The organism is Microbispora sp. KK1-11 (assembly GCF_006874435.1).
In the GTDB taxonomy this organism is placed as follows: Bacteria; Actinomycetota; Actinomycetes; order Streptosporangiales; family Streptosporangiaceae; genus Microbispora; species Microbispora catharanthi.
The window spans coordinates 36,640-59,303 of record NZ_VIRJ01000021.1; the positions used below are offsets into that span (position 1 = coordinate 36,640).

At 71.1% G+C, this 22,664-nt stretch carries 12 protein-coding genes; 8 read left to right on the forward strand and 4 right to left on the reverse strand.

What is annotated here, in order from left to right:
• Nucleotide 1: 1 nt before the first annotated feature.
• Together FLW16_RS43935 and FLW16_RS26760 are read right to left on the reverse strand one after the other, a co-directional pair.
• Nucleotides 2–6,220, reverse strand: a complete 6,219-nt coding sequence (locus FLW16_RS43935; protein WP_185949609.1) for an RHS repeat-associated core domain-containing protein — start codon at nucleotides 6,218–6,220, stop codon at nucleotides 2–4.
• Between the two features lie 82 nt (nucleotides 6,221–6,302).
• Nucleotides 6,303–10,448 carry a LamG-like jellyroll fold domain-containing protein gene (locus FLW16_RS26760; protein ID WP_142562906.1) on the reverse strand — a complete coding sequence of 1,382 codons (4,146 nt, stop codon included), beginning with the start codon at nucleotides 10,446–10,448 and terminating at the stop codon, nucleotides 6,303–6,305.
• Between the two features lie 409 nt (nucleotides 10,449–10,857).
• Between FLW16_RS26760 and FLW16_RS26765 the strand changes: the two genes are divergently transcribed.
• Together FLW16_RS26765 and FLW16_RS26770 are read left to right on the forward strand one after the other, a co-directional pair.
• Nucleotides 10,858–11,577 carry an HAD family hydrolase gene (locus tag FLW16_RS26765; protein ID WP_142562999.1) on the forward strand — a complete coding sequence of 240 codons (720 nt, stop codon included), beginning with the start codon at nucleotides 10,858–10,860 and terminating at the stop codon, nucleotides 11,575–11,577.
• A 326-nt stretch (nucleotides 11,578–11,903) separates the two neighbouring features.
• A complete protein-coding gene (locus tag FLW16_RS26770; protein ID WP_221891311.1) occupies nucleotides 11,904–13,409 on the forward strand; it encodes an SMP-30/gluconolactonase/LRE family protein in 1,506 nt (501 codons plus the stop codon).
• A gap of 35 nt (nucleotides 13,410–13,444) precedes the next feature.
• Here FLW16_RS26770 and FLW16_RS26775 read toward each other — a convergent pair whose 3' ends face one another.
• Nucleotides 13,445–14,992: a penicillin-binding transpeptidase domain-containing protein gene (locus FLW16_RS26775; protein ID WP_142562907.1), complete on the reverse strand. Its 1,548-nt coding sequence runs from the start codon at nucleotides 14,990–14,992 to the stop codon at nucleotides 13,445–13,447.
• Nucleotides 14,993–15,100: 108 nt separating this feature from the next.
• Here FLW16_RS26775 and FLW16_RS26780 point away from each other — a divergent pair, with 108 nt between their 5' ends.
• The 4 genes from FLW16_RS26780 (at nucleotide 15,101) to FLW16_RS26795 (ending at nucleotide 19,511) form a co-directional block, all read left to right on the forward strand.
• Entirely contained in the window at nucleotides 15,101–16,048 is a 948-nt protein-coding gene (locus FLW16_RS26780) for a LysR substrate-binding domain-containing protein (RefSeq protein WP_142562908.1), read from the forward strand.
• Nucleotides 16,049–16,056: 8 nt separating this feature from the next.
• The gene (locus tag FLW16_RS26785; RefSeq protein ID WP_142562909.1) at nucleotides 16,057–16,932 is read left to right on the forward strand and encodes a serine hydrolase; all 876 of its coding nucleotides are present in this window, start codon (nucleotides 16,057–16,059) and stop codon (nucleotides 16,930–16,932) included.
• Between the two features lie 62 nt (nucleotides 16,933–16,994).
• Nucleotides 16,995–18,908: an acetoacetate--CoA ligase gene (locus FLW16_RS26790; protein WP_142562910.1), complete on the forward strand. Its 1,914-nt coding sequence runs from the start codon at nucleotides 16,995–16,997 to the stop codon at nucleotides 18,906–18,908.
• A 111-nt stretch (nucleotides 18,909–19,019) separates the two neighbouring features.
• Nucleotides 19,020–19,511, forward strand: coding sequence for a hypothetical protein (locus tag FLW16_RS26795; protein ID WP_142562911.1), 492 nt, complete (start codon nucleotides 19,020–19,022; stop codon nucleotides 19,509–19,511).
• Nucleotides 19,512–19,532: 21 nt separating this feature from the next.
• Here the strand turns inward: FLW16_RS26795 and FLW16_RS26800 are convergent, their stop codons facing one another.
• Nucleotides 19,533–20,510, reverse strand: coding sequence for a YafY family protein (locus FLW16_RS26800; protein WP_142562912.1), 978 nt, complete (start codon nucleotides 20,508–20,510; stop codon nucleotides 19,533–19,535).
• A gap of 88 nt (nucleotides 20,511–20,598) precedes the next feature.
• Between FLW16_RS26800 and FLW16_RS26805 the strand changes: the two genes are divergently transcribed.
• Together FLW16_RS26805 and FLW16_RS26810 are read left to right on the forward strand one after the other, a co-directional pair.
• Nucleotides 20,599–21,588, forward strand: coding sequence for an NADP-dependent oxidoreductase (locus FLW16_RS26805; RefSeq protein WP_142562913.1), 990 nt, complete (start codon nucleotides 20,599–20,601; stop codon nucleotides 21,586–21,588).
• Complete coding sequence (locus FLW16_RS26810) at nucleotides 21,585–22,664, forward strand: winged helix DNA-binding domain-containing protein (RefSeq protein ID WP_142562914.1); 1,080 nt, start codon at nucleotides 21,585–21,587, stop codon at nucleotides 22,662–22,664. The genes FLW16_RS26805 and FLW16_RS26810 overlap by 4 nt, the downstream gene beginning before the upstream one ends.

A 22,664-nucleotide genomic window follows, 5' to 3' on the forward strand; every position in this document is an offset into this window, starting at 1 on the left:
GCTAACCAAAGAGACTCTTCCATCCCTTCTTGATACCCGACCCGACCGACTTGACGGTGTTCACCACCGGCTTGCGCATGTGGTCGTACGCGGCGATCGCGGTGTCGCCGACGACGCCGCCGACCATACCGCCGACGTACGCCCCGGCGGCGCCGCAGACCGCGGCGAGCACGACGCCCGGGCTGCACGCCGCCGCGCCGATCGTGGCGCCCGCGTAGGAGCCGCCCGCGACCGCCGCCCCGCGGATGGTCGCCCGCGCGACCTTCTCACCGGTGTTGATGTCCTTGCCGGAGTCACTGTTCCACTGGGTGAGCGCGCCGTCGGCGAAGGTGGCGACGACCCCGAACCTGCCGACGAACTTGCCCGCCTTGCCGAGCCGGCCGCCCCACTTGATGCCGCGCGCCTCGATCCGGGTGGCCTTGGCGTCGTACCACTTGCTGAGCCCCTGCCACAGCCACTTGGTCAGCCAGTTGCCCTCCGGATAGCTGACCGACTTGAGCTTGTAGAGGCCGGCCATGACCCGGCGGCTCTCCTTGAAGTTCTCCCCCCAGGTGTTGAGCATGTCCGCGGGGCCGCCCAGTCCGTACGCCAGCCAGCCCAGCGCGGTGAACTTGCGCGGATCGACGCTGGCCAGGGTGTTGCTCTTGACCGTGGAGCCGAAGCTCGGGCCTGAGCGGTGCGGAGCGCCGCCACCACCGCCGGTGTAGCCGCCGCCACCGCCGTGGCCTCCGCCGCCGCCGCCGTGGTTCCCCCCTCCGCCGCCTCCGTGGTTGAGGACGGCGAGCAGGGCCCGCAGGAGCGCCAGGAGGATCGCCAGCCAGCTGCCCCAGAACTTGCCGTCGGGGTCGGTGAAGGTGACGGGGTTGTTGCCGGCGTAGGCGTAGCCGTTCATCTGCTGCGGGTCGTGCGGGTCGATGATCGGGTCGACGCTGATGAACCTGCCGGTGGCGGGGTCGTACTCACGCGCCCCGAGGTGGGTGAGACCGGTCGACTCGTCCACGGTGCCGCCGACGAAGCCCTTCTCACCCGGCCAGGAGCCCGGGGGTGATCCCCGCAACTGGCCGAAGGGCTTGAACCGGCGCTGCGTCAGCGACTGGTTCGCCGCGTCGATCGCCAGCTCCGACGTGCCGTTCTGGTCGGCGGCCAGGAACTTCACGCCCGCGGTGGTGCGCACCGCGACCGTCACGGTGTCGTGGGTGTAGTACCTGGTCCCCTGGACCTTGGCCGTGGTCTTGTCCAGGCGGAGCTCCAACCCGGGGAGGTAGAGCGTGGTGCCGCCGGGGTCGCGCCGGATGAGCCGGTTGCCGTCGGCGTCGTACACGTAGGAGGTGACCTTCGTGCCCTCGGTCACCTTGGCCAGGTGGCCCTCGACGTCCCACTCCAGTGTCTGGGCCGTGGCGCCGATCGTGCGGCCGGTGGTGTTGCCGGTCTCGTCGTAGGCGTAGGACTCCGTGCGGGCGCCGGCGCCGCCGGTCTGGGTCACGCCGGACAGGGCGTGCGGGTGCGGCGAGCCGGGGGCCGGATAGCCGTAGGCCCTGGTCGTGTCGGCCGCGCCGCCGACGCCGTGCTCGACCTCCTTCGTGCGGTTGCCGGTCACGTCGTACCCGAACGACTGCCAGTAGGGCGCGACGCCGCCGATGACGCTCGCGCTCGGCGCGCCCGCGCACGACTGGGTGCCCTGCGTCCAGGCCTCGGTGAGGCGGCGCAGGTAGTCGTAGGCGAAGCACTGGGTGTCGGTGCCACTGCGGGACACGTCGGAGATCGAGACGACGTTGCCCACGGCGTCGTAGGTGTAGGTGGCGTTGCGGTCCACGCCCGCCACGTCCTCGCGGTCCACCCGCGACGACTGGAGGCGCTGGGTGCCGTACTCGTAGGAGTAGGTGAACCAGGTCTTCTTGCCGCCGGTGGACAGCTCGTACTGCTCGGGCTTGCCCGTGAGGCTGTGGATCGAGTCGGTGACGTACGGCGACAGGCCCGACATGGTGGTGGGCCGGCGCAGGTCGTCATAGGAGTAGACGACCGTCTCGGCCGGCAGGCCGCCCGCGTCGGGATAGGTGGCCGACTGGACGGTGCCGTCCAGCTTGTAGCGCGTGTCGAACACGTAGCTGCCCGCGAGCGCGCCCTCGGCGGACGGGATCGTCACGGTCGTCCGGATGGCCCGGTAGAGGTTGTCGTAGGCGTTGAACGTGGTCGTGTACGCCTGGCCGTTCACGTACCTCGTGGCGCTGGACGCCTGTCCCTTGCGCACGGTGTCGTAGGCCCACGACGCCATCAGCGGGCCGGTCGCGGAGCCCTCACGGGTCTCCGTCTTGCGGCCCATGGAGTCGTAGACGTTGAAGATCGTCTTGCCGCGTGCGTCGGTGGTGGTCAGCACGTGGTCGAGGTCGTCGTACGTCGTCTTCGTCGTCCCCTTGTCGGGGTCGCGCACCTCGGTCTCCCGCCCGCGCAGGTCGTAGAAGTGCGTCCAGACGTTGCCCGCGGGGTCCTTGACGGTCGAGAGCTTGCCGGCGGGCGTGTAGGTGTAGGTCGTCTTGTCGTAGTCGCCGGTGGGGGAGTCGCCCTTGTACTGGCGCAGCTCGACGATCTGGTTGCGCGCGTCGGTCAGCGTGGTCACCGGCGTGTCACCCGTCGGCGGGTCCACGGTGACCCTGCCGCCGCCATAGCTGGTGACCGTGCGCCACTTCTCCTTGGTCTCGCCGTTGCCGACGAGGAACCGTTCGACCGTCACCCGGTTGCGGCCGTCGTAGTCGAACACCTTCTGCGACTCGACGTCGCCCTCGTACGCGCCGAACAGCTTCGTGGCGGGGGCCTCGGTCGAGTAGTACTGGCCGTACTCGCGGGCCACGTTGCCGCGGGAGTCGTAGAACTTGTCGCTGACCAGGCGGCCGCCGTCCGGCCCGGGCTCCTGGGTCTGGCGCAGCCGCAGGCGTCCGTCGTACAGCTCGTAGGTCGGCGGGGTCTGGCCGCCCTCGGCGTCGAGCTTCTTCGTGCCGATGGCGACGATCTGGCCGTCCACGATGCGGTAGCTGAACTCCAGGTTCGGCGTCTGCTCCGCCGCCTTCGACCGGTCGGGCATCCACACCTTCATGAGGCGGCCGAGCGCGTCGTACTCCAGGTCGGTGCGCTTGCCGTTCGCGTCGATCTTGACGGTCTCGAACCCGTACGCCGGGTCCTTCTCCTGGCTGGTCACGTGGGCCGTGGATGCGTCGCCGGGGACCACGGGCGGGCCGGTGACCTTCACGCCCGTGTTCAGCCCGCCGGTGTCGGTGTAGGCCGTGGTCGTGACGTGGCCGGCCGCGTTCTTGGTGGTCAGCTCGCGGCCGTAGGAGTCGTACGTCGAGACCTCCTTGGCGACGTACGTCGCGGTGGTGCCGTCGTGCGCGGCGATCGTCTCGACGCGGGTGATGTCGCCCCTGGTGGGCGCGGCCCCGAAGGCGCCGTTGTCGTAGAACGTGCGGTCGTCCTCGACGACCTGCTTGGACCGGTCGGGGGTCGCCGAGCACGCCACCGCGACGGTCTCCACCCTGGACGGATACTTCAGCATCCAGGACTTGGTGTCCTGGGCGTAGGTGGTGCGGGTGCACCGGTCGTCGGCGGTGGTGGACAGGTCGCCCTTGTCGTCCACCTCGGTGGTGAGGCCGGCGACGGGCTCGTACTTCGTCCCGGTCTCGGTCTCCCGCCAGCCGCCGCCGTCCATCGCGGTCCACGTGTGCGACGTGGCGACGTTGACGATGTTCGCGGTGACGGTGCCCCAGCTCCGGGTGCGCTTGGCCGTCTCCTTGTACCAGGGCGTGTTGACGGTCTTGACCGCGACCGCGCCGTCCACGTCCTCGTATTCGGTCCGCTTGAGCTCGAACCCCTGCAGAGGGTCCTCGTCGGTCACGCTGCCGCCCTCGCCGTCGGAGACCGTGACCTTCTTCGTCCCGCCGCTCGGCCCGGCCCTGTCGCCGTTCATGCCGCGCAGGTAGCGCGTCTCGACCAGGGAGCGCAGGTCGTTCCAGCCGCCGGTCCGCACCCGTACGCGGCCGTAGCCGCGCCACTGCGACCAGGTCTTGTACTTCTCCTTGGTCATGCCGTCGTCGTCGTCATAGTGCCAGGCGGCGCCGTCGAGGTACTCGTACGTCGTCAGCGCGTCGGGGGAGCCGCCGGTGCGGTCGGTCTGCACGACCTGGGTGACGACGTACTTGTGGAACCAGTCGGTGATCGGGTCGTCGTATCCGGCGGGCGTCCACTTGACGGGGAAGCAGCGCCGGGTGTTGGTCTCCGGGGTGGGCAGCGAGCCGAGCGCGCAGTCGGCGTCGGAGTAGTTGACGTCGATCTGCCCGCCCGACTCGTCGTAGATCGCCCCGAGGCGGTACTTGATAAACGGCGGGATGTCGTCGCCCTGCTTGTCGACCCGGTTGGGCAGCTGCACGTGGTTGAAGGTCACCGAGGGCAGCGCCACCGGGCTGCCGGCCGCGCGACCGGTGTGCGTGATCGACTTCACCAGCAGGGCCTGGTCGATGTCCGCGTCGCCCCACAGGTGGTCGAGGGTCCAGTCGTCCACGTCACGGTAGGTGCCGTCGGCCTTGATCACCTGCGTGGTCACGCCGGTGAGCCGCTTGCGCGACCAGAACGTGGGCGCGAGCGTGCCGTGCGTCGCCTTGCACTCCGTGCCGGCGTTGCAGTTCAGGTCGTACGGCACGTCCGGCCACTTGGTGGGATTCGAACCGATCTTGCTCGGGTCGCAGTCGAAGGCGTCGGTCTTCAGGCACCGCTCGGAGACGCCGAACACCACGCGTGCCGGGGCCTTGGCGGTGAAGAGGGTGTCGGAGCGCTGGCCGTACTCGATGCGGTCGAGCCAGCCGCCGCGCACGTACGGCGTCTCGTCCTCGGGCTTGAGGTCGCGGCCGTAGTGGTTGCCCTCCTGCTGGTAGTAGTACGAGATGGCGTTGCCGCGCGGGTCCACGACGTAGTCGAGGTTCCACTGGTAGGCCTGCTGGCACCACGAGGAGGCGAAGGTGGAGCCGTGGCACGGCTCGTCCGCGTCGTTGCCGAACACCGGGTGCGTCCAGGCCGACTTCGTCTCCGGCTTGCCGCTGCTCCAGCCGGGCAGCCGGTTGAGCCCGAAGAAGAACTGCACGCCGTCGGGGGTGGTGAGCTTCCAGTACTCCCCGTCGTCGTCGCCGTTGGCCTTCGCCGTGTCCTTCAGCCGCTCGACCCGGGTGCCGTCGTCGTTCTTCATCCGCCACGTGCCGTCGGACGCCTGGATCAGCTCGCCGCCGCGCCCGTTCCAGCTGATCACGGCGTTGTCGTACGCCCAGCACTGGTCGCCGGGCGGCGTGCCCCACTGGTCCTTCGGCGCCCCGTCGTCGGCGCAGGGCTTGTAGGCGCGCTTGATGTAACCGGGCCAGTAGTCGAAGCCCTCGCCCACCCAGGACGGCTGGTTGTTGGTGTTGGACGTGCGGCCGTCCACCGCGCCGGAGGAGTAGCCGATCTCCACCTTGGGCGTCAGCTCGCCGGGGACGGGCGGCACCCGCAGGGGATAGGACCAGGAGAAGTCGCCCGACTGCTCGGCCACGGTCCAGGTGGCCGACGGCGACAGCTTGGTGGCCTTGTAGTCGCCCTTGTCGCTGGAGTCGCCGGACACGGCGGCCAGCACCGTCGCCTCTGCCGGGACCGCGGCGGTGAGCGTGCGGCTCGCCGCGTCGTTGCGCGCGCGGACCGGCGTCTCCGTACGGCAGGCGGGCCGGTCGGGGGTGGTCAGCGCACAGGCGGGCAACCGGACCAGGCGCAGCCGGCTGCCGTACGCGCCGCCGAAGTCGTCGGCGAGGCCCGAGTAGTCGACGGTGACACTCGACGCCCTGTCTCCGGCGGCGTCGACCGTGAACAGGGCGGCGTCGGCGCCCACGCGCTCGGCGGCGGCGCGGTCCATCATCCGCACGGCGCCGGGGGAGGTGACCTTCACCTCGCCGGACGCGGGCCGCCGTTTGGCGGGGGCGCCCGCCGGGTCGGGGCGGCGGGGCTTGACGCTCAGCGTCTCGCCGCGGACCACGCGCTCGGCGCTCTTCACCTCGGGGCGTCCCGCGTCGGGGGCCGCCGCCTGCGCGGGCTGGGCGACCAGGGACGCGGCGACGGTGGCCAGCGCCGTGACCGCGGCGACCCTGCGTCTGAACCGCTGCCTGAACCGCCGGCTGAACAGGCGGCGGGCACGTCTTGTCGGGTGGGGGAACCCGTTCATGCGCAACCTCCCGCCCGGCCGCCGCGCGGCGGCCGGGCCTGGTTTCGATTTCGAGTCGCCGGTTCTCTACAGGCCGGTGTTCTTACAGGCCGGTATCCGTGGGCAGCTCGGCGCCGCCGGCCAGCATCTGGATCTGTTCCTCGGTCGCGATCCCCTGGAAGGCCCACACGTCGTCGATCACGCCGGGCCAGTACTCGCTCCATGCGCCGTCCGCCTTGGTGCGGCCGAGCTGGAGCCCCTTGCCCGCGTTGAAGCCGATCACGTTGTGGCGCCAGGACACCGTGTCCTCGACCTGTTCCAGCTCGCCGTTCACGTAGAGCCGCATCTCGTCCTGGAAGGCGTCGTACACGATCGCCACGTGGTCCCAGTCGAAGCCGGACTGGAAGGCCGAATGCTCGGCGGTCGGCCGGGCCGCGCCGGTCGCGTCCTTGTCCGGCATCTCGATCTGGTAGCCGCCAGCGTTGGCGGGGTCGGCCGGGTCGGGCCGGTAGCGCAGGGTGAACGCGCTGTTGACCGAGCCCTCCTGGCTGAAGACCGCCGCGGCTCTGGACGGCCGTCCCGCGGTGGTCACCCAGCCCGCGATCGTGAAGCTCTCGTCGGTGCGGACGACCGGGACGGAGGTGGCGGCGTAGTCGCCGTCGCCGTCCAGCACCAGGCCGCCCGGCGGGGTGCCCACCCAGCCGGCTCCCTGGTCGATCCTGGCGTTGCCGTTCAGCGTGACGTGGCGCCCGGACGGGCCGTCGTCGGCGGCGATGGTCAGCGAGGCGCCGGACGCCAGCGTCGCGATCTCCGAATCGCTGATGATCTGGTCGTACAGCCGCACGTCGTCGATCTCGCCGGGGAAGAAGGACTTCAGCGTGCCGTACCAGCCGGCCCCGATCTGCACCGGGCCGGTGGCCTTCCACGGCGTGGTGAAGGCCGTCGTGGAGTTGAGCTTGCCGTTGACGTAGAGCCTGATCTGTTTGTTCGCGGCGTCGTACACGCCGGCGAGGTGAGTCCAGACGCCGCCCTCGGGCACGGCCGTGGACTGGGCCCGGGTGATCACGTCGTCGTCGTTGTCGTTGTTGTAGCGGTTGAAGATCCACCGGTCGTAGCTGGAGGAGTAGTACAGCTCGAACCCGCTGCGCCGGGCGCCGGCCTGCGTCGCGATGATCGCGGCGTGGGTCGGTTTGGTCGCAGGGAGCTTCGCCCAGGCCGACACCGAGAAACTCTTGGTGGTGTCGGGCAGGACCGGGCCGCCGGTCTTGAGGTAGCCGGTCGTGCCGTCGAGGTGCACGGCCTTGCCGAACCGCCCGGCCGAGCCGAACGTGACGCCGCCCTGCGGGCCGGCCGGGTAGGCGCCGCCCGCCTCCTCCGCGCGCGGGGCCCCGGCGGCCTCGTCGAGCTTCCAGTAGGAGGTGGCGGCCCGTACGGCGGAGGCGGAGTCGTTCAGCTTCCAGCGCGCCGCCACCACGGGGTGCTGGGTGAACAGGTTGCCGACCTCCTCGGGCGTGACGATGCGGTCGAACAGCCGCACGTCGTCGATCTCTCCGGGGAAGAAGGCGTCGAGCGTGCCGTACCAGCCCGCGCCGATCTGCACAGGGCCGGTGGCGTTCCACGGGGTCGTGTAGGCCGTCGTGGCCTGGAGTTGCCCGTTGACGTACAGCTTGATGTTCTTGGCCACCGCGTCGTACACGCCGACGAGATGGGTCCATTCGCTGCCCTGCGGCGAGGCGGTGCCGATCGCCCGGGTGATCGTGCCGTCGGTCGTGTCGTTGTTGTAGCGGTTGAAGATCCACCGGTCGTAGCCGGAGGAGTAGTACAGCTCGAAACCGCTGCGCAGGCTCCCGATCTGGGTCGCGATGATCCCGGCGTGCGTGGGCTTGGTCGCGGGCAGCCGCGCCCAGGCCGACACCGCGAAGCCGTTGCGCGTGTCTAGCACAGGACCGGCGGTCTTGGCGTAGCCGTTGGTGCCGTTGGTCTGAATGGCGGTCTTCGACATGCCGTCCACCCCGAGCGTCACCCCGCCGTACACGGTCGCCGGGTAGGCGCCCGAGACGTCGGCCACCTGGGTGGAGTCGATCGGCTCGTCCAGGGCCCACTGGGCCTTGGCCGGGGAGCCCGCCTTCACGCGGAACACGTAGCGCCCGATCTCGCTGGAGTTGCCGGCCGCGTCGAACGCCTTGACCGTGAGGTAGTTCGGTCCGGCGTGGTCGGGTGCGATGTCGATGGTCACCGCTCCGCCCGCGCTGGACGGCTTGCGCTCGTTCGCGGAGGTCGGGTTGGAGTTGACGCCGAACCAGTACTTGACCACGTCGGTCGAGGACGAGGCCGCGGTGAACCGGCCGTAGCGGCCCACGCCGTCATACCAGGGATCGGCCTCGTTCTCCGGGTCCGACTGCGGGTACGCCGTCGACGACAGCGTGGGAGCCGCCGGCACGCTCTTGTCGTAGCTGAAGTAGCACGCGGTGGCGTCGCCCGCGTAGCTCCACGGGCTGTACTGGTAACCGTCCCAGGTGCGGACGTACCAGTTGATGGTCTTCTTCTCGGGAATCGACGCCGGCAGCGTGACCTGGAAGGTCGAGCCGGTGGTCTTCGGGCCGATCTTGCCCGACGACCACTTCTGCGCGCCGTCCCAGGTAGCGCCGAACTCGGCGTACACCTTCTTGGCGTCGGCGGAGTCGGCGTCGTACAGGACCGCCGAGATGGTGGGAGGCACGCGTACGGCGGGGGCGGGGGAGTAGACGCAGGTGCCGCCGGGGTTCATCGACAGGTCCGACATCTTCGGCTGGGGCGGCGGGGTGTTGTAGTTGACCCGCAGGTAGGCGTCGTCGGCGAAGCGCTTCCAGCCGTAGGCGTCGGTCTCGTAGCCCGCGCGCAGGCCGAACGTCGTGGTCGACCACTTGCCGGCCGAGGCGTCCTTGACGGCCTTGGTCGCGTCGAACTCGACGTCGCCCGCCGGGCAGCTGGACGACCAGCCCTTGGCCACGTCACGGGTGTCGAGGTGCTCCAGCCAGTTGTCCGAGGTGGAGTTCCACGTCGAGCTCTCGATGAACCCCTTGGTCCGCCACAACTGCACGGTGCGGCCGTCGCAGGAGTACGACCAGGTCTCCTTGGCGACGAAGTCGGCCGAGATGATGTATTTACCGGCGTACGCGCTGGTCGGCATGCGGTAGAAGATGCGCTTGACGTCGGACGGCGCGCACTTGGAGTCGCCCGAGCACAGACCCAGGCCGGAGTCGGCCTTGCCGCCGAACTTGTAGTACGACGTGCTGGGGTAGGTGCGCGACACGTAGGCCCAGGCCGACGCCTTGACCGTCTTCCACACCGGGTCGATGTAGACGGGATAGCGGGTGTCGGGCGCGTCGAGCAGCGCCCGGTCGGGGGTGAGGGTGAGGTTCCCGCCCTCCACGGCCGCGTTCAGGCCGGCGACCTTCGAGGTGTCGGAGGGGCCACGCTCCAGCGGGGCCGAGGTCGCCGCCTTCAGCGCGGGGGCCGGGGTGCCGGAGTCCCACATGACCGCCGCGGGCGCCTCGAACAGCGCTCCGCCGCCCGCGGCGTCCACCGCCTCGACGGCGCCGCCCTCCTTCGCCCGCACGCCGACACCGGCGCCGCCCAGCCCGAGCGTGAGCCGGGCCAGCGCGTTGTTCGCCGCGGCCTCCCTGGTCTTGACGACGAGCGTGTGGGAGAAGCCGTCCACGTCGGCCCGTACGACGAGGTCCACATCCTTCATGACGTCGTGGTAGACGGCCGAGTCGCCCTGCAGTTCGGGTTCTGGCAGGCCTCCGGGCCACTTCAGCGACATCTCGCGGCCGGCCCTGGCGACGCGGGCCAGCGGTGCGTCGCCGCCGCCGGACAGCGACAGGCCGACAGTGCTCGCGCGTGGCCCGATCGACCCGTCCGGCCGCCGGACCAGTGTGGTGTCGGGCGCGACCCAGGAGTCGCCCTGCCGCACCCGTACAGGGCGCAGATGCTCGACCGTGGTGAAGGTGCCGTCGGGGTTGGCGTAGGTCTCCCGGTCCTCGCCGCGCTTGGCCAGCACCTCGACCGGGCGGCCGGTCTCGCGGGCCGCCCGCCCGGCGGCCTCGTCGGTCGGCGATCCTTCCTCCGGCGCTCCTTCTCCCGGCGCCTGGGGATCGGCCTGCGCGGCGCGGGGAGCGGCGTACGCCGCGCTGCCGCCCTCGGCGGTTACGGTCAGGCCGATCGCGAGGACCGCGGCCAGCACTGTAGAACCCAGCTTTCGATGCACGACGTCCGCCTCATTCTGGACAGGGTGGGACGAGAGCTAAGAACCGCGCGGAAAGTACAAAAAACGTTTACTGATCATTAAGAGAACCGCCGGTGACATGTCTTGTCAATATCTTGTTTGCGGGGTGGTGGACGGTTACGATCTCCGCGCGTCAAGCGGGAAGAAGGTGGGTTCGGGCCGACTCCGCGGCGAAATTGCGGACTCTCCACATGCCGGACAGACCGGGTTCCGGTCACGGCGGCTGCGGGGGAAACGGGCGCCGGGGAGAGCGCCAGGGCGGATTTCGGCCGGTAACTCGCTCCTCGTCCCGCCTGTGAGGAGGGTTATCAAGGCGGTTGTGGATACAGCGGGCACTCCGCGTGGGCCGTACGCTGAGCACGATCAACACCGCACCCCCACGGAGGCCGCGATCAACCGCCTCGTTCTCTGGAACATCGACCTGACGCTCGTCGACGTCGCCATCGTCACCCGCGACGCCTACGCGGACGCGTTCCGGATGGTGACAGGGCGGCCGCTGGTGAAGCTCGCACCGGCGCTGGGCCGCCCCGACTCGGAGATCGTCTTCGAGACCCTGGCCGTGAACGGCATCGCCGTCGAGGACCACCACCTGCCGAGGTTCCTCGACGCGCTGGCCGTCTGCTTCGCGGAGCGGCGCGACCGACTGGCCAAGGACGGCCGCGCGCTGCCCGGCGCCAAGGACGCGCTCAAGGCAGTCTCGCGCCTCGACGGCGTCGTGCAGTCGGTGCTCACCGGCACCATCAAGAGCAACGCCGTGCACAAGCTCAAGGCGTTCGGGCTGGACAAGTGGGTCGACGTCGAGGTGGGCGGTTACGGCGAGGAGGTCTATCCGAAGGCGACCCTGCTGCAGGTCGCACAGGGACGGGCCAAGGCCAGGTATGGCGCCGTCTTCACGGCGGGCAACACCGTCCTGATCGGCGACTCCACGCGTGACGTCCAGGCGGCGAAGATCGGCGGCGCTGCCATGATCGGCGTGGCGTCGGGCCGGTCCACGGCCGCCGAGCTGCGCGAGGCGGGCGCCGACATCGTGCTGTCCGACCTGTCCAACCCCTCCGAAGTCGTCGCGGCCGTCGCCCGCCTCACCACCCCGGCCGACAGTACGACCCCCTGACCCCCGCCCGACGCGGCCTGAACGTTTCAGCGCCGTGGCGTGGTTCCTTTCGGCCGCCGACCGGCTCGCCGGATGGGCGGGCGGCCGCGTTCGCCCAGGCTGGAGCGGCCACCGGTGCGGCGCACGACCGGTAACCGCACCATTGGCCGCGTCTCACCCGGCGCACGTCGTAACCGGAGACCGATCGCTACCGCCCACTCGGTCGCTTAATTTCGGGACGCGCGGCCGGCAGTGCGCCGCGTGGCGTGCCGGTGGCCTCACGCCCCCGGCCGGCACCCTGACGCGGGCGGCAGCCGCCCGTCGTCGCCGCCCGAAAGGACTTCCTGATGAGACGAAGTCTCGCCTCCGTCGCGGCCACCGGCCTGGCCGCCGCGCTGGCCGCCGCCGCCGGAGTCGCAACGGTGACGATGCCGGCCGCGGCCGCCGCCGGATGCAAGGTGACCTACAAAATCGTCAGCCAGTGGGGCGGCGGCTTCCAGGGCGACGTGGCCATCACCAACCTCGGCGACCCGATCGGCGACTGGAAGCTGGAGTTCGACTTCCCCGACTCCGGTCAGAAGATCGCGTCTGGCTGGAACGCCACCTGGACGCAGTCCGGCGCGCACGTGACCGCCACCAGCTTGCCCTACAACGGCTCACTCGCGACCAACGCCACGGCCAGTGGCATGGGATTCACCGCGAGCCTCACCGGCGCCAACCCGGTGCCCACCACCTTCTGGCTCAACGGCGCCATGTGCAGCGGACCCGTGCCCCTCAGCCCCAGCCCCAGCCCCACTCCCACTCCGTCGCCGAGCCCGAGCCCGAGCGTGTCACCGAGCGCCTCGCCGAGCCCGAGCGTGTCACCGAGTGTGTCACCGAGCGCCTCGCCGAGCCCGAGCGTCACCCCCACGCCGGGCACGCCGCGCCCCGGCGTCGGACCGTGCACGCCGGGCGCGACCTACCCCAACCCGCTGCCGTCATCGTCGGTGACCGCCACCAAGATCCGGGACGGGTTCAACTTCGTGGAAGGCCCGGTCTGGGACGCCACCTCCCAGACCCTGCTGCTGTCGCTCATGCGCGACGGCACCGGGTCGGAAGGCGTCCAGCCCTCGGACGTACTGCGGTTCACCGAGCCGAACACCTTCGAGACCTTCATCCCCAATGCCGGCAGCAACGGCCTGGCCCTCAGCCGGGACGGCGGCACCCTGCTGGCCGCGACACACGACCAGCGCAGCGTCTCCTCCTTCCGCCTGTCCGACCGGACGCGCGGCGTGGTCGCCTCCTCCTACCAGGGCCGCGTCTTCAACTCACCCAACGACCTCACCGTCGGCGCCGACGGCACCGTCTACTTCACCGACCCCGACTTCCAGCGCGCCAACCGGCCCGACCAGATGTCCGGCCGCACGGGGGTGTTCCGGGTCAAGAACGGCGTCGTCTCGCTGATCGACGACACCATCCGGGAGCCGAACGGCGTCGCGCTGTCCCCCGACGGCAGGACGCTCTACGTCGGCGGCAACGGCACGGGCCGGATCTACAAGTGGCCGGTCAACTCCGACGGCAGCGTCGGCACCCGCGCCGACTTCGCGTCCCTGAACGGTTCGGACGGTGTGACCATCGACTGCGCCGGCAACCTCTACCAGGCCTCCTTCAACGACGGCAAGGTCCACGTGTACGCGCCGTCCGGTGTACAGCTCGGCACCATCACCGCCGGACTGAACACCACCAACGTCGCCTTCGGCGGCCCCGACGGTCAGACGCTGTACATCACCTCGGGCACTCCTTCCCGTGGCGGGAACAGCGGCAACTTCGGCCTTTACCGGGTCCGGCTGAACGTCCCCGGCTGGCCGTACTGAGCGTCACAGGGTGTTGGCGTCACTGGGTGTTGGCGTCACAGGGCGTTGAGGAAGCGGGCGGCGGCCGGGGCGGCGACCTGCGCACCGGTGCCGCCGCCCTCGACCACGACGGCGAAGGCCAGGTCGCCCTTGTAGCCGATGAACCACGAGTGCGTAGGGGGGTTCTTGCCATCCTCGGCTGAGCCGTACTCGGCTGTGCCGGTCTTGCCGGCCGTGCCGGCGGGGAAGGAGACGCCGCTCGCGGTGCCCTCGCTGACGACGGCGGGCATGAGACGGCGCAGCGCGGACACCACCGCGGGCTCCAGCGGACGCGGGGGCGTGCCGCCGTCCGGGACGAGCGAGGCCGGGACCAGCCGGGGCTGCCGCCAGGTGCCCGCGGCGATGGCGCCGGCGACGGCCGCCATGTTCAGCGGGCTGGCCAGGACACGCCCCTGGCCGATGGCGGCGGACGCGAGGTCGGTGTCGTCGTGCGGCGCGGGGAAGGCCGCGTCCACGGCCGGCACCCCGATCTTGATGCTGGCGCCGAAACCGAAGTCGGAGGCCACCTTGGACAGGCGGTCGGCGCCGAGGCGCCGCACCGCCATGTCGCCGAACGTCGTGTTGCACGAGTGGGCGAAGGCGTCGACGAAGCGCAGCGTGCCGTAGTCGTGGAATTCGGCGTTGTGGAACGGGAAGCCGCCGATCGTCTTCTCGGCCGGGCACTCGACGGTCTGGCCGGGCGTGACGCCACCGGCGACCAGGGCCGAGGCGGTCACGATCTTGAAAGTCGAGCCGGGTGGGTACGTGCCGAGCAGGGCGCGGTTGTAGCCGCCCGGCTTGTTGACCACCGTGAGGACCTCGCCCGTGGACGGGCGCAGCGCGACGAGTGAGGCGGGCTTGTCCACGCCCTCCAGGGCCTGCGCCCCCGCCCGGTGCACCCGCAGGTCGAGGGTGGTCGGCAGCGGCTTGCCGGGCTTCGATCCGCCCTCGGCGAGCGTGGCGACCTTGGAGCCCGTACGGCTGTCGACCAGGTCGGCCCGGGCGGACGAGGTGCCGGTCAGGCGTGAGGCGTACTGCTCGCGCAGCCCCTCGGCGATCTGCTGCACGGAGCCGGGCGCGTCGGGAGTGTCGATGCGGGTGCCGTCGGCGGCGGTGATCGGGGCGCGCTCCGCGGGCACGGTGGTGAGCTTGACCCGAATGCCGTCGGTCATCCGGGGGTGGATGGCCGACGGCGTCCATGCCACCTTCCAGGCGTGGTCGTGCTCGACCAGGCGGAGTCTCCCGTCGTACGCGATGGGCAGCGGGCCGGTCAGCCGGGCCCGGAACCGCACGGTGTCGTCCTGGACGCTCGTCACCTGGAATCGCTGCCCGGTGAGCTTCAGGTCGTCGTGGAAGCGGCGGTACGCGCTTTCGAAGCCGGTCGGCGGGTCGGCGGCGAGCGTGCGCATCGCCGCGTAGTCCGAGCGTGACCAGGCAGCGAGGAAGTCCCGCGCGGTCTCCTCGGGCGATCCCTTCGTCCGCAGCGCCCACACCGTGACCCCCGCGGCCACCACCGGCACGAGCACCGCCGCCGTGACGTACGGCCAGCGCCTTCGCTCTCGCATGCGTCCCCCTTCGAGTCGAGTGCACGCCAAGGGCAGCAGACCACCCGGGAGTATGTCCAATATGGATATCAACGCGCTTCATGTGCGATTCGGATATGCTCCCAGCTCGTGGACCTTGTCCGGCACCTCGGCTACTTCCTGGTTGTGACGGAAGAGCTGCATTTCGGGAACGCGGCCGCGCGGCTGGGGATGGCCCAGCCGCCGCTGAGCCAGCGCATCAGGCGCCTGGAAGAGGAGCTGGGCGTGCGCCTGTTCGAGCGATCGAGCCGACGGGTGGCGCTCACCGAGGCGGGACGGCTGCTGGTGCCCGAGGCCCGGGAGATCGTCGCCAGGGTCGAGCGGATGCGCGACCTCATGTCCGACCTGGCGCGCGGCGACGCGGCGGTCGTGCGGGCGGGCGTCCCCGCCGACCTCGGCGCCGCCGTGCTCGCCGCGCTCATCGCGGGGTTTCGCGAGCGCCGCCCCGACGTACGGCTGTCGCTGACCGAGATGGGCACGGCCGCGCAGGTCGCCGCGTTGCTGGAGGGCAGGCTCGACGTCGGGCTGCTGCGCCATCCGGTCGCCGCGAACGGGCTCGCGTATGGGCCGGTGCTCGTCCGGCATCCGGGCGTCCTGCTGGCGGAGGACGACGAGCTGACCGCCTGGGCGACCGTGCACCTCGGCGACCTGGCCGGGCGGGACCTGGTGCTGTTTCCCCGGGACGCCGAGCCCGGCCTGTACGACGACACGCTCGCCTCGTGCCGCCGGGGCGGCTTCGTCCCGACCGACATCATCTGCACCGATCGTGTGGAGTTCGCCCTCGGCCTGGTGCTGTCCGGCACGGCCGTCGCGTTCGGCGCCCCCGCCGAGGTGCCGGGCGTGGTGTGGCGGCCCCTCGCGGGAACGCCCCTGGCCTGGCGCTGCTCTCCGGCCTGGCGGGCCGAGCCGGGGCCGTACGTGCGAGACTTCACGACCGTGGCCGTACAGGTGCTGAAAGAGAGCGCCGGCATGGTGGACGAAGGCGTGCCGCCCGCGCCGCGGGTGACGCCGCGCCCGGCGACCGGATTCCTCGCATGAACCCCGGCATGAACCCCGTGGAGCGCGTCTTCCGCAGCGCCGGCGTCACCGGGTGGTTGCACGCGGTCGACATCGACCGCGGGCGCGAGGTGGGCCTGGGGGCCGACCAGCCGGTGGTGCTCGCGTCGGTCTTCAAGGTGCCCCTGCTGCTGGAACTGCACCGCCAGGCCGAGCGCGGGCTGCTCGACCTCACCGAACGTGTCGGCGTGCCCGCGGCGGACCGTACGGCCGGGGGCACCGGGCTGGCGGCGATGCTGGACGACGCCACGCTGTCGCTGCGCGACCTGGCGTACCTGATGATGGCGGTGAGCGACAACACCGCGGCCGACGTGCTGCTCGCCCGGGTGGGCCGGGAGGCGGTCAACGCGCTGCTCGACGGCCTCGGGCTGACGGCGACGCGGGTGGTGCAGAACTGCCGCGACATGCTCGCCAGCCTGTGGGCGGACGCGGGCGTGGCGGAGCAGTCGGAGGTGAACCAGGCGTGCACCGACCCCGAGGTGGTGGCGCGACTGCGCGCGCTCGACCCGGCGCTGGGCAACCGGAGCACACCGCGCGAGATGACCCGGCTGCTGGCCATGATCTGGCGTGACGAGGCGGCCGGAGCGGCCTCCTGCGCGGCGATCCGCCGCCTCATGGCCCTGCAGGTGTGGCCGCACCGGCTGGCCTCGGGGTTCCCGTTCGACGACGTCGCGGTGAGCGGCAAGACGGGCACGCTGCCCACGCTCCGCAACGAGGTCGGGGTGGTCGAGTATCCCGACGGCGGGCGCTACGCCGTGGCCGTGTTCACCCGGTCGTTCAGCACGGCGCAGAACCAGCCGCGGGCCGACGCGGCGGTCGGGGCCGCCGCCCGGATGGCGATCGACCAGCTCAGAACCCACATATGACAGACCCGTTCTATGTGGGCGGGGAGGGTGACATGCGGCTCAAGCGTGGCAAAGATGGGGGCATGGTCGAGGAAGGCGCTCTGCTCTGGGAACCCACGCCCGACGTCGTACGTGCGGCCCGGATCACCCGTTACATGGAACGACTGGGCCGTACGGGGGATTACGAGGACGTCTGGAAGTGGTCGGTCGAGTCTCCGGCCGACTTCTGGACGTCTATATGGGACTACTTCGGCGTGGTCGGTACGCGTGGCGACGGGCCCGTCATCCAGGGAACGATGCCGGACGCCGAATGGTTCGCGGGATCGGCCCTGAATTACGCCGAGAACGCGCTGCGCGGCCACCCCGGCCGGACGGCGGTGATTTTCCGCAACGAATCGGGCAGCCGCTGGCAGTACTCGCTCGGCGAGCTCCGCGAGGAGGTCGCCCGGGTCCGGGCGGGCCTCGCGCGGCTGGGCGTCGGGCGCGGTGACCGGGTCGCCGCCTACGTCCCGAACATCCCCGAGGCCCTCATCGCCTTCCTGGCCACCGCCTCGCTCGGGGCGATCTGGTCCTCCTGCTCGCCCGACTTCGGCGCGCCCAGCGTGACCGACCGGTTCGCCCAGATCGAGCCGAAGGTGCTGGTCGCGGTGGACGGCTACCGCTACGGCGGCAAGGCGTACGACCGGTCGGAGGTGGTGCGTGAGATCGCCGGGAAGCTGCCGACGCTGCAGGCCACCGTCTGGATCCCGGTGCTCGGAGCCGACGTCCCCGATACTGCGCTGAGCTGGGACGACCTGCGCGCCGAGTCCGCACCGCTGGAGTTCGAGCGGGTGCCGTTCGACCATCCCCTGTGGGTGCTGTACTCGTCCGGCACCACCGGCCTGCCCAAGCCCATCGTCCACGGTCACGGCGGGATCGTGCTGGAGCACCTCAAGTCGTTGTCCTTCCACCAGGACCTCGGCGAGGGCGATGTGTTCTTCTGGTACACCACCACCGGCTGGATGATGTGGAACTACCTCATCGGCGGCCTGCTGGTGGGGTCCACCGTCCTGCTGTACGACGGCAGCGCGGCCCACCCCGACACCGGGGCCCTGTGGCGGCTCGCCGCCGAGGAGGGCGTGACCTACTTCGGCACCGGCGCGCCGTACATCATGGCGTCGATGAAGGCGGGGGTGAAGCCGCAGGGGCTCGACCGGCTGCGGGGAATCGGCTCGACCGGCTCGCCGCTGCCGCCCGAGGGGTTCGCCTGGGTATACGCCGACGTGAAGCCCGACGTGCAGCTCGGCTCGTTCTCCGGCGGCACCGACGTGTGCACCGGGTTCGTGGGGGCGGTGCCGCTGCTGCCGATCCGGGCCGGCGTCATCCCGTGCCGCTGCCTCGGCGCGTCCGTCGAGTCCTTCGACCCCGCGGGCGCCTCGGTCGTGGGCGAGGTGGGGGAGCTCGTCATCACCCGGCCCATGCCGTCGATGCCGGTCATGTTCTGGAACGACCCCTCGGGCGACCGCTACCGGGAGTCGTACTTCGCCGACTACCCGGGCGTCTGGCGGCACGGCGACTGGATCAAGATCCTTCCCGACGGCGGCTGCGTCATCTACGGCCGTTCGGACTCCACCCTGAACCGCGGCGGCGTACGGATGGGCACCAGTGAGTTCTACCGTGTCGTGGAGCGCTTCGAGGAGATCGCCGACAGCCTCGTCATCGACACCGGGCAGCTCGGCCAGGAGGGCAGGCTGCTGCTGTTCGTCACCCTGGCCGACGGCGCGTCTCTCTCCGACGAGCTGACGTCTCGCCTGCGTACGGCCCTGCGCACCGAGCTGTCGCCCCGGCACGTGCCCGATGAGATCCACGTGGTCCCCGGCATCCCGCGGACGCTGTCGGGCAAGAAGCTGGAGGTCCCCGTGCGGAAGATCCTGCTCGGCACCCCGGTCGAGAAGGCGGCCAACCCCGACGCCATGGCCAACCCCGACGTCCTCACCCATTTCGCGCCGCAGCAGTAGGACGCCGACGTTTATAAGTACGCTTCTATGAAGTCGGCTTCTTAGAAGTGTACTTATATGAGGGTTCCATGAAGCCTGCTCACGTCTTCGATCGAGATCGCGGAGCCGCTCGTGACGTTCTACGAGGCGATCATGCGGCCGTCCTGGAGCCTGCTGGAAAGGGGATGGGCCGACCGGGTGTGGCAGGCGGCCAGGCCGAGATTCACGTCTCAGGTGGTGGGCCCGCACTTCGAGCATGTGTGCCGGGAGTTCGCGCTCGCCCATGACTGGGGTGGCGAGTTCGCCGCCGAGGTCGCTGCGGGGATCGCACCCGGCGGCGGCAGGGGGCAGAACATCGAGGTCGACGTGATCGCCCTCGCGCCTCAGGACAACCACACGCGCAGGCTCTTGTCCGTCGGCGAGGCGAAGTGGTCGGAAATCATGAACGTAGGCCACCTGAAGCGCCTGGAGCAGGCCAGAGACCAACTGCACACGCGCGGGCTCGACACTCGCGACACCGTGCTCGCCCTCTACAGCGGCGCCGGTTTCGACGGCGCACTCACCGACGCCGCCGCCCGCGACCCCCGGGTCCTCCTGGTCGACCTGCCCATGCTCTACGACTGAGCCCGACGTTCGGGGTGGCGGCTACGGAAGGCTGGAGCGTGAGGCCGGTCTTGGTGCTGTGGCCCGGACGAAGCGCTCGCCCCATTCGCGGACGTACGCGACGAACTCCGGCGGACCCAGCACGTCGAACTCCGCGCCCACGTTGCCCAGCGCCTGGGTCGGCCAGTCCAGCGAGGTCGAGGTCATCGTGAGCAGGCAACTATCGTCGTCGACCTCTTGGACCGTCCCCCACTGCCCGACCGCCGTACGCACCCGTGCGGCGGGGGCGCGCACGAGGGCCTCGACCGTGTACGGCTCGGGCACGCCGGCGGCCGCCCTGACGAGCGCCGCCGCGTCCCGGGCGGGCAGGTCGCGCGGGCGGAAGCGGGCTCCCGTCGGCCGCGCCTCTGTCAGGCGGTCGAGCCGGAAGCTGCGCCAGTCGTGCCTGGTCAGGTCGTAGGCGACCAGATACCAGCGGCGGCCGAGGGTGACCAGCCGGTGCGGCTCGACCTCGCGTGAGGAGGGCTCGCGGCCCCGCGCGGCGTAGGAGAAGCGCAGCCGCTCCTCGTCACGGCAGGCCTGGGCGACGACGGTCAGCACGTCCACGGCGACGACCGGTTCCGCCGAGGTCGCGGCGACCATCGCCTCGCTCAGGACGTCCACGCGACGGCGCAGCCGGGGTGGCATGACCTGGACGACCTTGGTGAGGGCGCGGATCGCGGACGCCTCCATTCCCGTGATCGCGCTCCGCGCGGCCTCGCCCATGCCGACGGCGAGCGCGACCGCCTCCTCCTCGTCGAGCAGCAGCGGCGGCAGTACGGCGCCGGGCGCGAGCTGATAGCCGCCGTCGGTCCCGCGCGAGGTGTGCACCGGATATCCCAGCTCGCGCAGCCGATCGACGTCACGGCGCAGTGTCCGTTCGGAGACGCCGAGCCGGTCGGCCAGTTCCCCGCCCGCCCAGCGGCGGTGGGTCTGCAGGAGGGACAGCAGCCGGAGGGTGCGCGAGCTCGTGTTCGCCATGGTTCCAGTCTGTCGGCACTTCCGGTCAGGAAGTGGCCGGAAGCCTCCCTAGCGTGGATCTCGAAGCCCCACCCGGAAGGAACCAGTAATGATCAGTCGTGAGATCCGTTTGGCCGCGTCCGTCACCGGTGAGCCCGGCCCCGGCAACTTCACCCTCGCCGAGACCGAGGTGGACGGCGAGGTCGTCGTCAGGACCGACTACGTGGGCCTGGCCGCGACCTACCTGGAGCTCATGCGGGCCGACTGCCGGATCCCGGTGCCCGCCTGGCAGCCCGGCGATCGGGTGGGCGCCGCCGTCGTGGGCACCGTGATCCGGTCCGGCAGCCCGGAGCTGGCCGTGGGCGACCTGGTGCAGTCGATGACCGGCTGGAGCGAATACTCCGCGGGCCCGGCCGCGCAGTACGTCAAGCTCGACCGTGGGTTGTTCCCCGACCCCTCCTATCACCTCGGTCAGGGCGTGACGGCCTACTACGGGATGGCCGACGTCGCCGCGGTCGGGGAGGGCGACGTGGTGTTCGTCTCGGGCGCGGCCGGCGGGGTCGGCTCGCTGGCCGGGCAGATCGCCAGGTGCCGGGGCGCGGCCAGGGTGATCGGCAGCGCGGGCAGCCCGGCGAAGGCCGCCTATCTGGTCGACGAGCTCGGCTATGACGCCGCCTTCGACTACCACGAAGGTCCGGTGGCCGAGCGGCTGCGGGAGCTCGCGCCCGAGGGCATCACGGTCTTCTTCGACGTCGTGGGCGGCGAGCAGTATGACGCGGCGGTCCAGGCGGCGCGTCCCGGTGCCCGCTTCGCGCTGTGCGGCTCCCTGTCCCACCAGCTCGGCGGCGACGCCGACCGCTTCCCCGAGCCGGACCGCGCGGCGGCCGAGGCCCGGGGCATCGAGCTGCTGCCGTTCTCCTGCCACCACACCCCGGAACAGGTCGCGGCCTGGCGCGAGCACTTCGCGCGCTGGTTGGAGGAAGGCCGTTTCGTCTTCCCGCAGACGGTCGTCGAGGGCGGCATCGAGCAGGTGCCGGGGGCGTTCCTGTCCATGCTCAGGGGTTCTTATCGGGGCAACGTCGCGGTGCGGCTGGCGTGAGCGTGCTTTCCCCGCGCGCGCTCAACCGGGCGCTGTTGCAACGGCAGTTCCTGACGGAGCGCACCGGCCGGACCGCGCCGGAGGTGATCGGGCATCTGGTCGCGATGCAGGCCCAGGAGCCGAACTGGCCCTACGTCGGGCTGTGGAGCCGCATCCACGGCTTCACCCAGGCCCAGCTGAGCGTCCTGCTGGAGGAGCGGGCGGTGGTCCGCTCGGCGCTGCTGCGCAGCACGCAGCACCTGGCCGTGGCCGGCGACTTCCGCCGGTTCCGGCCCGTGCTGCAACCGGTTCTCGACCGTACGGCGAGCACGTCGTACTTCAGGCGGGTGAGCGGGGGACTCGACACCGACGCGCTCACGGCGGCGGGAGCGCGGATCCTGGCGGGCCGGACGCTGCCCCGGCGGGAGCTGGCCCGGCTGCTGGCGCTGCGCTATCCCGGCCGGGAGGGGAGGATCCTGGCCGGGGAGGTGGAGCTGAGGACCCCGCTGGTCCACACCCCCGAGACCGCGACGTGGGGCCGCTGGGGCACCCGGAACGCCATCGCGGTCACCCGCGCCGAGGACTGGCTCGGCGCACCCATGGAACCGGCTCCGGTGCGGGACCTCGTCCGCCGCTATCTGGCGGCCTACGGGCCGGCCGGTGTCATGGACATGCAGGCGTGGTCGGGGCTGACGCGGCTGCGCGAGGTGGTCGACGCCATGCGCGGCGAGTTGCGCCGCTACCGCGACGCCGAGGGCAGGGAGCTGTTCGATCTGGAGAGCGCACCGGAACTGCCCGACCCCGAAACGCCGGTTCCCGTACGGTTCCTGCCCGCCTTCGACAACCTGCTGCTCGGCCACGCCGACCGGACCCGCGTGATCGGCGACGCCGACCGCAAGCGGGTGATGCCGGGCGCGGCGATGGTGCTGCCGACCTTCCTCGTGGACGGGTTCGTCCACGGCAGCTGGTCGGTCAAGGACGGCACCCTGCGCCTCGTCCCGTTCCGGCCGTTGGGGACGGCCGAGACGAACGCGGTGACGGAGGAGGCCGAACGCCTGCTGCCGTTCCTGGGAGCCGCGAAGCTCGCGTACGGGTAA

Bases quoted from the DNA above. Each gene is read 5' to 3' on its own strand.
- FLW16_RS43935 (WP_185949609.1), bottom strand. From the start codon at position 6,220: ATGAACGGGTTCCCCCACCCGACAAGACGTGCCCGCCGCCTGTTCAGC.
- FLW16_RS26770 (WP_221891311.1), top strand. From the start codon at position 11,904: ATGAGACGAAGTCTCGCCTCCGTCGCGGCCACCGGCCTGGCCGCCGCG.
- FLW16_RS26775 (WP_142562907.1), bottom strand. From the start codon at position 14,992: ATGCGAGAGCGAAGGCGCTGGCCGTACGTCACGGCGGCGGTGCTCGTG.
- FLW16_RS26785 (WP_142562909.1), top strand. From the start codon at position 16,057: ATGAACCCCGTGGAGCGCGTCTTCCGCAGCGCCGGCGTCACCGGGTGG.
- FLW16_RS26790 (WP_142562910.1), top strand. From the start codon at position 16,995: ATGGTCGAGGAAGGCGCTCTGCTCTGGGAACCCACGCCCGACGTCGTA.
- FLW16_RS26800 (WP_142562912.1), bottom strand. From the start codon at position 20,510: ATGGCGAACACGAGCTCGCGCACCCTCCGGCTGCTGTCCCTCCTGCAG.
- FLW16_RS26805 (WP_142562913.1), top strand. From the start codon at position 20,599: ATGATCAGTCGTGAGATCCGTTTGGCCGCGTCCGTCACCGGTGAGCCC.